General features: G+C 66.2%; 17 protein-coding genes. 1 reads left to right on the top strand and 16 read right to left on the bottom strand.

Annotation, left to right across the window (positions count from 1 at the left end):
* From ON33_RS04245 to ON33_RS37905, 5 genes are all read right to left on the bottom strand, one after another.
* On the bottom strand, window positions 1-1,634 hold a 1,634-nt coding region (locus tag ON33_RS04245), incomplete at its 3' end, for a WXG100-like domain-containing protein (protein ID WP_040855316.1).
* Window positions 1,635-1,663: 29 nt separating this feature from the next.
* On the bottom strand, window positions 1,664-2,161 hold the full coding sequence (locus ON33_RS04240; protein ID WP_040855313.1) for a YbaB/EbfC family nucleoid-associated protein: 498 nt from the start codon (window positions 2,159-2,161) through the stop codon (window positions 1,664-1,666).
* The gene (locus ON33_RS04235; RefSeq protein WP_157184395.1) at window positions 2,158-2,484 is read right to left on the bottom strand and encodes a hypothetical protein; all 327 of its coding nucleotides are present in this window, start codon (window positions 2,482-2,484) and stop codon (window positions 2,158-2,160) included. The genes ON33_RS04240 and ON33_RS04235 overlap by 4 nt, the downstream gene beginning before the upstream one ends.
* A 109-nt stretch (window positions 2,485-2,593) precedes the next feature.
* Window positions 2,594-3,388 (bottom strand): ESX secretion-associated protein EspG, encoded by a 795-nt coding sequence (locus ON33_RS04230; protein WP_040855308.1) that lies wholly within the window; start codon window positions 3,386-3,388, stop codon window positions 2,594-2,596.
* Complete coding sequence (locus tag ON33_RS37905; protein ID WP_051151620.1) at window positions 3,385-5,349, bottom strand: hypothetical protein; 1,965 nt, start codon at window positions 5,347-5,349, stop codon at window positions 3,385-3,387. The genes ON33_RS04230 and ON33_RS37905 overlap by 4 nt, the downstream gene beginning before the upstream one ends.
* Before the next feature lie 156 nt (window positions 5,350-5,505).
* On the opposite strand from ON33_RS37905, the gene dtd reads away from it, so the two are divergent.
* Window positions 5,506-5,949, top strand: a complete 444-nt coding sequence (gene dtd / locus ON33_RS04220; protein WP_040855305.1) for a D-aminoacyl-tRNA deacylase — start codon at window positions 5,506-5,508, stop codon at window positions 5,947-5,949.
* A gap of 1 nt (window position 5,950) precedes the next feature.
* On the opposite strand, the gene ON33_RS04215 is transcribed toward dtd, so the two are convergent.
* The 11 genes from ON33_RS04215 to rplF all read right to left on the bottom strand — a co-directional run bounded on the left by ON33_RS04215 (window position 5,951) and on the right by rplF (window position 12,881).
* A complete protein-coding gene (locus ON33_RS04215; RefSeq protein WP_040855302.1) occupies window positions 5,951-6,358 on the bottom strand; it encodes a nuclear transport factor 2 family protein in 408 nt (135 codons plus the stop codon).
* 76 nt (window positions 6,359-6,434) lie between these two features.
* Window positions 6,435-6,596, bottom strand: coding sequence for a hypothetical protein (locus ON33_RS40900; protein ID WP_157184394.1), 162 nt, complete (start codon window positions 6,594-6,596; stop codon window positions 6,435-6,437).
* Between the two features lie 4 nt (window positions 6,597-6,600).
* Window positions 6,601-7,587 (bottom strand): DUF6585 family protein, encoded by a 987-nt coding sequence (locus ON33_RS04210; RefSeq protein ID WP_040855299.1) that lies wholly within the window; start codon window positions 7,585-7,587, stop codon window positions 6,601-6,603.
* Window positions 7,588-7,793: 206 nt separating this feature from the next.
* On the bottom strand, window positions 7,794-8,594 hold the full coding sequence (gene map / locus ON33_RS04205; protein WP_040855296.1) for a type I methionyl aminopeptidase: 801 nt from the start codon (window positions 8,592-8,594) through the stop codon (window positions 7,794-7,796).
* Window positions 8,595-9,140: an adenylate kinase gene (locus ON33_RS04200; protein ID WP_040855293.1), complete on the bottom strand. Its 546-nt coding sequence runs from the start codon at window positions 9,138-9,140 to the stop codon at window positions 8,595-8,597.
* Window positions 9,137-10,456 (bottom strand): preprotein translocase subunit SecY, encoded by a 1,320-nt coding sequence (gene secY / locus ON33_RS04195; protein WP_040855289.1) that lies wholly within the window; start codon window positions 10,454-10,456, stop codon window positions 9,137-9,139. Before secY ends, ON33_RS04200 begins: the two co-directional genes overlap by 4 nt.
* Window positions 10,457-10,624: 168 nt before the next feature.
* A complete protein-coding gene (rplO, locus tag ON33_RS04190; RefSeq protein WP_040855287.1) occupies window positions 10,625-11,068 on the bottom strand; it encodes a 50S ribosomal protein L15 in 444 nt (147 codons plus the stop codon).
* A gap of 2 nt (window positions 11,069-11,070) precedes the next feature.
* Complete coding sequence (gene rpmD, locus ON33_RS04185) at window positions 11,071-11,250, bottom strand: 50S ribosomal protein L30 (protein WP_040855284.1); 180 nt, start codon at window positions 11,248-11,250, stop codon at window positions 11,071-11,073.
* Window position 11,251: 1 nt separating this feature from the next.
* Window positions 11,252-11,899, bottom strand: a complete 648-nt coding sequence (gene rpsE / locus ON33_RS04180) for a 30S ribosomal protein S5 (RefSeq protein WP_040855281.1) — start codon at window positions 11,897-11,899, stop codon at window positions 11,252-11,254.
* A 31-nt stretch (window positions 11,900-11,930) separates the two neighbouring features.
* Window positions 11,931-12,338 (bottom strand): 50S ribosomal protein L18, encoded by a 408-nt coding sequence (gene rplR / locus ON33_RS04175; RefSeq protein WP_040855278.1) that lies wholly within the window; start codon window positions 12,336-12,338, stop codon window positions 11,931-11,933.
* Between the two features lie 3 nt (window positions 12,339-12,341).
* Entirely contained in the window at window positions 12,342-12,881 is a 540-nt protein-coding gene (gene rplF, locus ON33_RS04170) for a 50S ribosomal protein L6 (RefSeq protein ID WP_040855275.1), read from the bottom strand.
* Window positions 12,882-12,890 lie beyond the last annotated feature (9 nt).

Raw genomic sequence — 12,890 nt, 5'->3', positions numbered from 1 at the left:
GCCTTGCTGTCGGAGGCCGGTGCGGAGCCGCGCGAGTCGGGGGTGGAGGTCGCGGCGGGGGCGGCGGATCGGGAGTCGCCGCCGGAGGCAGCGGCCGGGCTGGGGCCTTGCGTCGCGGGGCCCGAGGTCTGTGCGGCCGGGCCGGAGGTGTTCGGTCCGGGCTCGGCGGTGGGAGCAGGGGTTTCGTGCTTGCCCGCCTGGACACCGGTTTCGACCGAGCCGCCATTGGTTTCGTGGGTGCCCGCCTGCGGCTGGGCGCCGTGGGTGTCGCCGGTGTCGCCCCGAGCGTGCGGGCCGTCCTGTTGGGTCTGGCCGTGATCGCCGCCGGTCGACTGGCCGTGATCGCCACCGGTGGACTGCTCGTCGGTCGGGGTGCCGCGCTCGGACGAACGGCTGTCGGTGGCGACGCCCCCGTGGTCGCCGCCCTCGGGACGCGCGGCGCTGCCGTCGCCCGTGGGGCGGGTCGCGGTCGTGGAAGCCGTTGAATCACCCGCGAATCCGGCGGGGTGAGTGCGGGGCCCGCCGTCGTCGGCGCCGCCAGGGTGACCGGCGCCACCGATGTGACCGGTGTCGCCGGAGTTGCCCACCGAGTCCGGGTGAGCGCCGACGTTCGCGAAGTCGGAGGGGACGCCGGCCTTCCACGCCGAGACGCGCGGTTCCCAGAAGTTGTGGGAAGCAGCATGATTCAAACCCGAGATGCCGCCATTGGAGACACCGGCGGTAAGCATGCGCGGGTCGAAGTTGGTGAAGGCATTGCCCATGTTCTTCCAGGCGTCGCCCCACCCGTGCTGATAGGCGTCCAGGCCGAACTGGGTGGCGGTCCCGGCGAGGAATCCCGCTCCCGCACCGGCCAATCCCGAAGTGGCGCCGGTGATCCCGGCCTGCAGGAAGTGGTTGATCTCGGTCTTGGCCAGGCGGCCGCCGATCATCTCACCGAACTTGCCGCCCACCATGCCGCCGACACCGGAGCTGACGCCGGTGACGAGGATCTTGCCCGCGTCGAAGCCGCTGCGATGACCGGCCGCGATCTGATACGCCTCGATGCCCGTTTCCTGCAGCACACCCAGCCCGGCGTCCAGCACGATGTGCCGCAGCGCGAACTTCACGACCGCCGAGGCCATCGCCTTGGCTACGGCGCGCCCGATCGCCTCGACCGCCTCTTCACCGATGATGCGCACCGCGATCCGGGTCGCCGCCTGCGCCGCCGCCTCCACGGCCGGTGCGGTCGGCGGAAACACCCACGCCGCCGCCATTTCGAACGCCAGCATGGCCAGCGACGAATAGAACATCAGCTTGGTGGACTCGATCTCGGTGCCGGTGTCGTACACCGACTCGCTCAGCTGATCGAAGTAGCCGGCCAGGTCCAGAATGGAGGTATTGCCCTCCTGTTTGCCCCCGACGCCCGCCAGCAGGTCGAACATCTTGGCCATGCCCTCACGGCCGTCACCGTCGACATACGCGGCCAGCGTGGCGTATTTGGCGTCGTCGATACCCGAAACCTGGCTGCGCAGACCGTCGGCGGCGGTCTTCCAGTCGTTGGCCAGGCCCCACATCTGGTCTTCGTTGCCCTCGGGCCATTCCATCCCGACGAGCCAGCCCAGCCATTCGAGTTCCGAGGGCAGGTAGATGGCCATGAGCGACTACCCCACCCGGTGGGGTCGTGTCACCATCCGGAATCAGTGGCCCCGCCCCGACGCGACCGGGCCGCGTCATCAGCACTCGGCTCGCGGTAACCACCAAGTCGCTCAGGGGATTTCGGCGGCGCGGTGGAGACCACGGGCGGCGCCGGAATCGCCAGCTCCTTGCTCAGATCGGGCATGCCCGGCACCAGGTCGGTCAGCTTGGGCATCCGATCCCGGTTCTGCGACACCGGGGCCATGATCTCGCGGCCGCGGCGCGCCACCTCGGCGGACGCCTGCTGGGCGGCCTCGGTGACCGCCTTGGCGATCTCCGGATAGTCGAGATCCTCTATGCCGGAACCGAATTTGGTCTCGATCACGGTGCCGTCCGCGTTCACGGTCACCGTCACCCGCTTGCCGCGCACCGTCGCGGATGCGGTCAAAGCCGCACGCTCACGCTGCAATTGGGTGATGGTGCGCATCTGCTCGGCGAAACCGTCGAGAATGGCGTGCAGGTCGGCCTTCCGCTGCTCGTTGGTCATTGCCGACCCTGGAAGGACTCGCGGTTGGCCTGCTCCTGACGCTCCAGCTCGTCGGCCGAATCCTTCTGCGACTTGGAGAAATTCGCGAAGGTACCGGCCATGTTCCGAGCGCCCTCGATCATGTTCTTCTTACTGGCCAGGTAGCCCTGCGCCCCATTGGCGAACTGGCGACCCAGCGAGTCGTTCCCCCACGGCTCCCCGCGCCCGTCGGCGCTGGCGGTGAAAGTGTCCACCACGCCCTGGATTCCGTCCCGCACCTGACCGGTCTTCCCGGATGCGGTGACCAGCAAATCCTTGTAGGCCTCCAGCCGATTGGCGCTCATGGTGTTGACCTTGTCAGCATCGGGCAACAGTTCAGTGGCCGGAAAATTAACGGAGAGTGCTGATCCGGGGGACACGGCCTCGCCACGTGCCGTGTCCCCGGAGGTCGGATCAGACGAATTCCTGCTGCTCCCCGCGGGATTCCATCTGCTCCAGGATCCGCGCGATCACGCTGTTGAGGTGATCGACGAACCGGCGGGTGTCCACGCCGACCGCGGACTTCACCTCCGGGTCGAGATCGATCAGGTAGCGGCCGTCTCCGGGCAGATCCCGCCACACCAGGGTGGAGACCGCGACACCTCGCGGCCCGTACTTGGAGCGCCCCTGCAGAATCTGCATGGCCCCGGTCTGATCGGCCGGAGTCGACAGGAACCGCAGACTACGCGTGTCGGTGGACTCCTCGAAGGTATCGAAGGCCGAAGCACGCGGCGCCTCATAGGGATCCGGGGCCGCGGGCTCGGTGACGATCGGGATCGCGGTCGATTGACCGGACTCGGTCTCGGGGAGCTGGGCCACCAGCAATCCCGCCAGCTCCTCCGGTTCGCACTCGATCATGGTGACGCCGCCGCTGTGCATCGTCGTCTCCCCGGGCTGCTGGATCAGCACGCAGGCGCGGCGGCCGCGCCGCGCCCCGTGCACCACCAGATGCTTGTCCGGATTGTCGATATCCGCGTCGTGCCAGCCGTGCACGCCCACGAAAACCTCTGGATTGCACACGACTTCGAACACCGCGCGGAAGCCCGGATCGAGTCGCTGGTTCAGCTCCGCCTCGGCTGCCCACAGCTCACGCTGATAATCATCGGGATCCATGGTCCGGCTCGTGTACACCAGCGGCGAGGGAATCGCCCCCTGCCGGTACCGGTTGCACAGGACCTTGAACTCGATATCGGTGAACTGCCAGGTCATGCCTCGACCACCGGGTTCCCCTCGACGGGCGACCCGAGCGTATTACCGAGCGCTCGGATGAAGTCGACCTGCTCGGGCACGGGGTCCGCCGCGGCGCCCGTCGTCGTCGTGACCGGCACCGGTTCCGAGGGCGCGGCCGCGACGCCGGCGAGCGGCTGGACGTGATCACCATCGAGACCCGCGAGGCCACCGAACAGGTTGGTCAGCCCCGCCAGCGGCGAATTAGTCACGGCCGCAGCGGGAATGGCCGATGCCACCCCGGCGGCGGGCGCGGGGGTGACCCCGCCCAGCGGCGTGGTGCCGTCCGGCAGCCCGGCGGTCGGCGTCGGTGTCTGCGTGGTGTCCCCGGACAGGCCGAGCAATTGGTTCAGCTGCGTCAGCTTGGACGGATCCTGCTCGATCGTGGTGAATGCGGTCGTCAGCTTGTCCTCGGGCACGCCCAGCGCGTTCGCCAGGGTCGACAGATCGGTCGACTGGAGGGACTGGAGCGACTGCAGGATCGTCGGCAGCTGCTGCGCCAGCGTGGAAATTCCACTGGTCACGCCGGTCATCAGCGTGCTCAGCGCACTGGTCAGCTGCGACATGTCCGAACCACCCGAGCTGCCGCTCGACGTGTTCTGCGGCTGAGACGAATTCGGGTAGCCAGAGTTGGGGTTGGACCCGTTCGGATTGCTGCCGTATGGGTTCGAACCGTTGGGGTTCGAGCCGTTCGGGTTGGAACCGGTCGGGTTCGGCTGGTCCGTTTTCGGCAGCGTCTGGTTGGACGGTGGCGTCTGGCCCGTCGGGGTGCCGCCACCCTGATTCGGCGTGCCGCCGCCGCCGTTCTTCGGGCTCCCGCTCGGGTCCTTGCTCGGGTCGTTGCTGGGGTCCTTGCTCGGATCCTTGCTCGGATCCTTGCTGGGATCTTTGCTCGGATCCTTGCTGGGATCTTTGCTCGGGTCCTTGCTCGGATCCTTGGTAGGGTCGGGGACTTTGGGCGGATCGACGGGCGCCGGAACAGGGACCGAGGGCGTCGACTCCGCGGTGTGGTTCGCGCCGTCGACGTAGTGGTCCTGGTACTGGCCGCGGAAATAGTCCAATTGCCCCTGCTTGTCGCAGTCCCATGGCTGATGCGGACCTTCTTGCGGCATGCTCGCCTTGGTCTGGATCATCCAGCGGTTGGTGTACCGCATGACCTGGGACGCGATGTCCATGGTGTCGAGCAGTGGCTGAATGCTGTTGCAGTAGCTCGTGACCGCGCCCTGCGCGGCGGTCGCGCCGTCGCTGCGCCACTTGCTCTGCAGTGCCTGAATCTTGTTGTTGAACTCGCTGAGGCTGCCGTCGACCTTGTCCTTCAGCAGCTTGTAGAGCTCGTAGGCGTTGTTGTACGGATCGGGCTTCATATCCTGCCCGAGCTGGTACAGCTGCTCCCAGCTCATGCTGTCCTTGGGCTCCGGACGTACGGAGTAGGACTCCTTGCCCCCCTTGTAATTCTTCAGTTTGTCCGGATAGTCATCGCTGGCGGAGTCGTCGTAGGAACTGGGCGACTTCTTGTTCGGGATATCGATTTTCAGGTGCGCCGCACCGTCGGGCGCCGAGGTGTGGAGGTACCGCAGGTTGTCCGCGGACATGTGGTCCGTGTTGACGTAGTTCCGCCCCGCCTGATTGAACGTGTCGATCATGTCCCGCAGGATGGCGATATGCGTGGTGAGCGCATCCGACATGTGCGTGCCGATCCCGTTGAGATAGGTGGCCAACAGCCCGCCCGACGGCAGATCGCCGATGGGGCCGATGTCGGTGAGGTGCCCGTCGATCATCTGCTGGTAGTACAGCAGGTCACCGACCAGCTTCGCGGCAGCCTGCGCCCCCTCCTCGGCCGCGCCCGGCTCGAATTCCAGGTGGCCGGAATTCGCCTGATCCTTCAGGCCAGGCCAGGCTGTCTTGTCTTTGTCCTTGTACTTATCTTTGTTATCAGGTGCCATCGCTAACTACTGTCGCTCCGCCCGTTGCCAGCTGAAGATGCCAGCACAGCCTACTGTTGTGAACTCTCGATGGCGCACAATGAAATTCGGGGCATTCACAGCCGTGGGCGGGCTGCCGCGCTGGAGCGACGCGGCCATCTGCGAAGATCGATGTCCATGCGGATCTTGGTGCAGCGGGTCACATCGGCTCACGTCAGCGTGGACGGCGAGGTGGTCGGGCGCATCGACCCGGCCGCGCACGGGGCGCGGCACGGTCTGGTGGCGCTGGTCGGGGTCACGCACACCGATACCGAAGCCACCGCGAAAACGCTGGCCGACAAGCTCTTCCGGCTTCGCATTCTCGACGGGGAACGATCCGCGGCCGATCTGTCCGCGCCCATTCTGGTGATCAGTCAATTCACGCTCTACGCCGATACCGCCAAGGGGCGCAGACCTTCCTGGAACGCCGCCGCGCCCGGGGCGGTCGCCGAACCGCTGGTGGACACCTTCGCCGCGACCCTGCGCGGGCTCGGGGCGACGGTGGCCACCGGGCGGTTCGGGGCGCATATGCAGGTGGAGCTGGTGAACGACGGGCCGGTCACCATTCTGTTGGAGAGCTGAGTCAGGAAGCGGGCGTCAGCACCTTCAGGACCCGCTCCACCAGGGCCGTGTCACAGTGCTCGACCACCTCGGTGATCAGTCCGTCCGACAGCGTGAACAGCAGGCAGTAGGTCTGGTGATAGGGCTCGCCGGAGAGCGTGGTGGCGTAGCCGCGGGCCTGCACCACCACGTGGTCGCCGTCGGCCAGGATCAGCTCCGCCTCCATCCGGTAGGCGTCGGCGAACTGGGCCATGAGCGGACGCAGAAGACCTTGCACCACAGCGGATTTCGGTGCCCAAGTGCCCGACCAGGACCAGGAACCCGGGAAGGTCCAGCGGCAGTCGTCGGCCATGGCGTCGGTGAGGGCGCGGCCGTTACCGGCGGCCATCTGGTCGAAGACGGCGCGGATCAGTTCTCGATTGCTGCTCATGCGGTCGACGCTACGGACCGGCCGGGTACGCGAACAGTGAGAATCGCGCATACCCGGTATCACCGTTCCGCATGGGTCAGGATTCGCGCGCCGGAGTCACCAGCGCGGCGATCAGGCCGATACCGCCCAGCGCGAGAATGAGGATCGGCCAGAACCAGCTGGTGGTCAGGACCATGGCCAGCAGGCCGAGCACCAGCGTGCAGACGGCCGTCACCAGGCTGCGAATATCGCGGTTCATGCCATCACTTCCTGATCGTAAACGAATTCGCTTGGCACACAGAACGAATGGCGACGGTGGCGTCGTCGAGTTCGGTGTCCTTCACCCAGTGGAAGCCCGAACCGGTGAACGCGCCGAGTTTGTGGCCGTCGGCGCGCACCGCGTCCTGCTGGTCGCCGCGATAGTTGTCGGCGGCGTCCCGGAGACTCTTCACCGGATCGGTGAGCTCCGTACCCGCCTTCTGCACATCCGAAAGCTTGCCGCACAGTTCGGTTTTGCCGACGGGCCAGCCGCTGACGCAGGCGATCACGAAGGCGATCACGGCGATGACCGCGAACGCGGTATTCCAGCCGCGCACCGCCAGCCGACGGCTGAACACCTTGCCCGCCGACTCCGGGATGCCCGGCACCAGTTGCTTCAGCAGGAACTGGAACAGCAGGAAATTCGGGAACGTGTCGATGCTCTTCGTGATCCGGGTGTCCTCACCCGCCTCGATGATCACCTGGCCGCTCTTCACCCGGAAGCCCCGAAGCTCTTGCAGGGCAAAGGTTTTCTGATCCGTTGCGGCCTGTGTCGCGGTCAGCCACCATGGGCCGAACTCCAATTTCCCGCCGGCGCGCAGGGTGTCGATCGCCACGGCCGCCTGCCGGGACGCGATCCCCTCCACCAGCTGCGGTCCCCACTCCTCCGGACAGCACAGCGCCTCGGTGAGCAGCATCTCCTCGCCCCGCACATCCGTCACCCGATAGTGGTGGGTGGTGCCCGTGTGCACGCCATTCCTGGTGTGCCGCACGATCTTCTGCCACACCCGCGCCGTGTCGTTGCGCACCACCCGGACCTGCTGCCCGGCCAGCACCACCACCGCACCGTGCTCGTACAGATCCAGCCGCATCCCGATCTTCCGGCCGAGGTGATACTTCCGATGCTCCCCCAGCCCGAACTCGACCGCCGTATCCCCGATTTTCCGCATCAACTCCGGGTCACTACCCACGTCGACACCCAGACCGGCCACGTCCCCCTCCTAGCACCAACCCGTTCGCGGCCAACCGTATCGGCAGGGCGGAGGGCTCGCCACCGGAAAGTGCGCTTCCTCGGATCAGCGGCCGAAACCGGTGGGAGACCGCGTGAGCCGATCATCTGGAGCGGCCCGTCGACCCCAAACGACCGCACCCGCCTCAGGCTGGGCCGAAGCGGGTGCGGAAGGGGTTGGGGCGGAGGTTACTCCGGGCGCAGGGTAAGGATGCGCGGGCCGTTTTCGGTGACCGCGACCGTGTGCTCCCAGTGGGCGGCACGGGTGCCGTCGTCGGTGACGACGGTCCAGTTGTCGTCCAGCTCATGGGTTTCCGTGGTGCCGAGGGTGAGCATGGGCTCGATGGCGAGGACGGAGCCGACACGGAGTTCGGGGCCCTTGCCGGGTGCGCCCTCGTTGGGCAGGAACGGATCCATGTGCATCTCGCGGCCGATGGCGTGACCGCCGTAACCGGAGACGATGCCGTACTTGCGACCGTGCTCCTTCTCGGCGGCGTAGGTGCCCTGCTCGATGGCGTGCGAGACGTCCGAGAGCCGGTTGCCCGGGAGCATGGCAGCGATGCCGGCCTCCATCGCGATCCGGGTCGCCTCGCTGAGCAGGCGGTCCGCCTCGATGATGGTGCCGACGCCGAACGTCCACGCCGAATCGCCGTGCCAGCCTTCGAGAATGGCACCGCAGTCGATGGACACCAGATCACCCTCGGCCAGGATCTCGTCCTTGGCCGGGATGCCGTGCACCACGCGGTCGTTCACCGACGAGCAGATGGAACCCGGGAAACCGTGGTAGCCCTTGAACGACGGGATTGCCCCGGCCTCACGGATGACCTGCTCGGCCACCTCGTCCAGTTCCCACGTGGAGACACCGGGCTTGGCGGCGGCACGCACCGCCACCAGCGCACGGCCGACGACAGCGCCGGCCGCCGCCATGGCGTCCAGTTCACCGGAAGTGCGGAAGGGCACCACCCGTTTGCTCTTGCGGCCGAAGACCATTCAGCGACCCAGGGCCTTCAGCGCCCGCTCGTTGACCTCGGCGACCTCGCCGACGCCCTCGACCGAGACGACCTGGCCGTCATAGTGCTCCAGCAGCGGCTCGGTCTCCTCGCGGTAGACGCGCATGCGGTTGCGGATGACCTCTTCGGTGTCGTCGCCGCGGCCACGGGCCAGCATGCGCTCCACCACGACGTCCTCGTCGACCACGAAGGAGATGACGGCGTCGAGCTCCTTGCCCGACTCCTTGAGCATCTTCTCCAGCGCCTCGGCCTGATCCACGGTGCGCGGGTAGCCGTCCAGGATGAAGCCGTTCACGGCGTCCGGCTCGGCGATGCGCGCCTCGACCATGCGGTTGGTCACGTCCGACGGGACCAGGTTGCCGGCGTCGAGGTACTGCTGTGCCTCGCGACCCAGCGGAGTCTGCTCCGCGATGTTGGTGCGGAAGAGGTTCCCGGTGGAGATGTGCGGAACACCGAGCTTTTCCGACAACAGTTCGGCCTGGGTGCCTTTACCGGCGCCGGGCGGTCCGAGCAGTACGAGTCTCACTTCAGGAACCCTTCGTAGTTTCGGTTCATCAACTGGCTCTCGATTTGTTTCACGGTATCGAGGCCGACGCTCACAATGATCAGCACCGCGGTACCACCGAACGGCAGATTCGTCACACCGCCGGAGGACCCGATCCCGAGGAGCAGGTTCGGCAGAACAGCGACAGCACCGAGGTAGATGGAGCCGGGGAGGGTGATCCGGCTCAGGACATGGTTCAAGTAGTCCGCGGTCGGCTTGCCCGGGCGGTAGCCGGGAATGAAGCCGCCGAACTTCTTCATCTCGTCCGCGCGCTCCTCCGGATTGAAGGTGATCGCGACATAGAAGTAGGTGAAGAACACGATCAGCGCGAAGTAGATCGACACGTAGACCGGGTTGCTCGGGTTGACCAGATACTTCTGGATCAGCTCCTGCCACTTGGCCGGGTTACCCGTGTTCTTCTGGGTCAACTGCGCCAACAGGTTCGGCAGATACAGCAGCGAGGACGCGAAGATGACCGGGATGACACCCGCCTGGTTCACCTTCAACGGAAGGTAGGTCGAGGAGCCGCCGTACATCTTGCGGCCGACCACACGCTTGGCGTACTGCACCGGAATCCGGCGCTGGCCCTGCTCGACGAAGATGACGCCGACGATGACCACGAGCGCGGCGCCCGCCACCAGTGCGGTGGTGATCCAGCCGCGGCTGTCGTAGATCATCTTGCCCTCGGAGGGGATACGGGCGGCGATACCCGCGAAGATCAACAGCGACATGCCGTTACCGATGCCACGCTCGGTGATCTGCTCGCCGAACCACATGACCAGGGCCGCGCCCGCGGTCATCACCAGCACGATGATGATCATGCCGAAGATCGAGGTGTCGTCGAGAATGTCCTTGGGGCAGCCACGCAGCAGCTGTCCGCGGGAGGCGAGCGCGACCAGACCGGTCGACTGCAGGATCGCCAGCGCCACAGACAGATAGCGCGTGTACTGGGTCATCTTGTTCTGACCCGCTTGGCCCTCTTTTCGCAGCTCCTCGAACCGCGGGATCACGACCGTCAGCAGCTGGATGATGATGCTGGCCGTGATGTACGGCATGATGCCGATCGCGAACACGGACAGCTGCAGCAGCGCACCGCCGGAGAAGAGGTTGATCAGCTGGTAGATACCGGCGGAGTCACCGCCGTTGACCAGATTGACGCACTCTTGAACGTTCTTGTAGCTGACGCCCGGCGAGGGCAGCGACGCACCGAGCCGGTAGAGCGCGATCAGTCCCAGCGTGAAGAGAATCTTCCGCCGTAAGTCCGGGGTCCGGAAAGCCGACACGAAGGCGGAAAGCACAGATCCTCCTGGCTAACGACATGGGTCAGGCCACGGATTCAGCAATGGGCTGGGTCAGCCACAAAAAGCCGAGAACCATGACGGTGTTGGCAGACAACACTTGAACTCTAACAGCGGCACCGGGCGAGCTCTCGACTCGCCCGGTGCCATTGCTATTTCAGGTTACCGTCAGGCCAGCTCGGTGGCAGTGCCACCCGCCGCGGCGATCTTCTCCTTGGCGGAGCCGGAGAACTTGTCGGCCGAGACCTGAACGGCCACAGCGATTTCGCCCTCGCCGAGCACCTTCACGAGCTCGTTCTTGCGAACGAGGCCGTTGGCGACCAGCTCAGCCTTGCCGATGGTGCCGCCCTCGGGGAACACCCGAGCGATGTCACCGACGTTCACGACCTGGTACTCGGTGCGGAACGGGTTGGTGAAGCCCTTGAGCTTGGGCAGACGCATGTGAATCGGCATCTGACCGCCCTCGAAGCGGACCGGGACATTCTTGCGCGCCTTCGTACCCTTGGTACCGCGGCCCGCGGTCTTGCCCTTGGAACCCTCACCGCGACCCACACGGGTCTTCTCGGTCTTGGCACCGGGGGCAGGACGCAGGTGGTGCAACTTGATGGTCATGCTTAGACCTCCTCAACCTGAACGAGGTGGCGCACGACGTTGATCAGGCCGCGGTTCTGCGCGTTGTCCTCACGCACCACGACCTTGCGGATGCCGCGCAGCCCGAGGGTGCGCAGCGAATCCCGCTGATTCGCCTTGGCGCCGATGCTGGACTTGACCTGGGTCACTTTCAGCTGTGCCATATCAGACTCCCTGTCCCGCGCGCGCACGCAGCATGCCGGCCGGGGCCACGTCCTCGATCGGCAGGCCACGACGGGCCGCGACCTCTTCGGGACGCTGCAGCTGCTTGAGGGCAGCCACGGTCGCGTGCACGACGTTGATGGCGTTGTCGCTACCGAGCGACTTGGCCAGAACATCATGGATGCCGGCGCATTCCAGCACGGCACGGCACGCGCCACCGGCGATCACACCGGTACCGGGCGAAGCCGGACGCAGCATGACGACACCGGCAGCCGCCTCACCCTGAACCGGGTGGGTGACCGTGGAGCCGATCATCGGAACGCGGAAGAAGTTCTTGCGAGCCTCTTCGACACCCTTCTGGATGGCCGCGGGAACTTCCTTGGCCTTGCCGTAGCCGACGCCGACGAGACCGTTGCCGTCACCGACGATCACGAGGGCGGTGAAGCTGAAGCGACGACCACCCTTCACGACCTTGGAGACGCGGTTGATCGCGACGACGCGCTCGAGCTGGTTCTTCTCGGCGGCATTGTCCCGGCGGTCGCCACCGCCGCGGCGGTCGCGACCGCCACCGCGCTGATCGCGGTTCTCGTTGCCACCATTCTGTCCGGCGGGACCGTTGCTTCCGCCGTCACGCCGCTGACGTCCCGGCATCAGACGTTCCCTTCGTTCGCAGTGTTGATCATCAGAACTTCAGCCCACCTTCACGGGCGGCATCGGCGAGCGCCGCGATACGGCCGTGGTAGTCGTGACCACCACGGTCGAACACGACCGCCTCGACGCCGGCAGCCTTGGCGCGAGCGGCGATCAGCTCGCCGACCTTGGCGCCCTTGGCGGACTTGTCACCCTCGAGAGCGCGCACATCGGCCTCGATGGTCGACGCGGCGGCAATGGTCTTGCCGGCGGAGTCGTCGATCAGCTGGGCGTGGATGTGGCGCGAGGAGCGGTTGACCACCAGACGCGGACGCGCGGTGGTGCCGACGACCTTCTTGCGCAGACGGAAGTGACGACGCGTCTTGGACAGGCGGCGCGCGGTCGAGGCGTCCTTGCCGATCGGCTTGCGAGCGGCCTTCTGCTTTTCGGTTTGTGCCATGGCTTACTTACCCGTCTTTCCGACCTTGCGGCGAACGACCTCGCCGGCGTAGCGGATGCCCTTGCCCTTGTACGGATCGGGCTTACGCAGGCCGTGGATCACCGCGGCGATCTGGCCGACCTTCTGCTTGTCGATGCCGGACACCGAGAACTTGGTCGGGGACTCCACCGCGAAGGTGATGCCCTCGGGCGCGTCGACCGGAACCGGGTGGCTGTAGCCCAGGGCGAACTCGAGGTTCGAGCCCTTGGCCTGCACGCGGTAACCGACGCCGAAGATTTCCATCTTCTTCTCGTAACCCTTGGTCACGCCCTCGATCATGTTGTTGATCAGGGTGCGGGTCAGGCCGTGCAGCGAGCGGTTCTGGCGTTCGTCGTTCGGACGAACGACCTCGAGCTCACCGGACTCCGCCTTGACGACGGTGATCGGCTCGGCGACCACGTGCGACAGGGTGCCCTTGGAACCCTTGACCGTCACGTTCTGGCCGTCGATGGTCACCTCGACGCCGGCGGGAACCGGGATCGGCTTCTTACCGATACGCGACATTGTTCCTAC

The organism is Nocardia niigatensis NBRC 100131 (assembly GCF_000308655.1).
In the GTDB taxonomy this organism is placed as follows: Bacteria; Actinomycetota; Actinomycetes; order Mycobacteriales; family Mycobacteriaceae; genus Nocardia; species Nocardia niigatensis.
Note: the sequence above shows the minus strand (reverse complement) of the source record. Positions and strands in the feature narration are given on the sequence as shown.

Excerpts from the sequence above, each read along its gene's own strand:
- rpsE (WP_040855281.1), bottom strand. The coding sequence starts at position 11,899 with ATGCCGGGACGTCAGCGGCGTGACGGCGGAAGCAACGGTCCCGCCGGA.
- rpmD (WP_040855284.1), bottom strand. The coding sequence starts at position 11,250 with ATGGCACAGCTGAAAGTGACCCAGGTCAAGTCCAGCATCGGCGCCAAG.
- ON33_RS04235 (WP_157184395.1), bottom strand. The coding sequence starts at position 2,484 with ATGAGCGCCAATCGGCTGGAGGCCTACAAGGATTTGCTGGTCACCGCA.
- rplF (WP_040855275.1), bottom strand. The coding sequence starts at position 12,881 with ATGTCGCGTATCGGTAAGAAGCCGATCCCGGTTCCCGCCGGCGTCGAG.
- ON33_RS40900 (WP_157184394.1), bottom strand. The coding sequence starts at position 6,596 with ATGAACCGCGATATTCGCAGCCTGGTGACGGCCGTCTGCACGCTGGTG.
- ON33_RS04240 (WP_040855313.1), bottom strand. The coding sequence starts at position 2,161 with ATGACCAACGAGCAGCGGAAGGCCGACCTGCACGCCATTCTCGACGGT.
- ON33_RS04230 (WP_040855308.1), bottom strand. The coding sequence starts at position 3,388 with ATGACCTGGCAGTTCACCGATATCGAGTTCAAGGTCCTGTGCAACCGG.
- ON33_RS04215 (WP_040855302.1), bottom strand. The coding sequence starts at position 6,358 with ATGAGCAGCAATCGAGAACTGATCCGCGCCGTCTTCGACCAGATGGCC.
- ON33_RS37905 (WP_051151620.1), bottom strand. The coding sequence starts at position 5,349 with ATGGCACCTGATAACAAAGATAAGTACAAGGACAAAGACAAGACAGCC.
- dtd (WP_040855305.1), top strand. The coding sequence starts at position 5,506 with ATGCGGATCTTGGTGCAGCGGGTCACATCGGCTCACGTCAGCGTGGAC.
- map (WP_040855296.1), bottom strand. The coding sequence starts at position 8,594 with ATGGTCTTCGGCCGCAAGAGCAAACGGGTGGTGCCCTTCCGCACTTCC.
- rplR (WP_040855278.1), bottom strand. The coding sequence starts at position 12,338 with ATGGCACAAACCGAAAAGCAGAAGGCCGCTCGCAAGCCGATCGGCAAG.
- rplO (WP_040855287.1), bottom strand. The coding sequence starts at position 11,068 with ATGACCATCAAGTTGCACCACCTGCGTCCTGCCCCCGGTGCCAAGACC.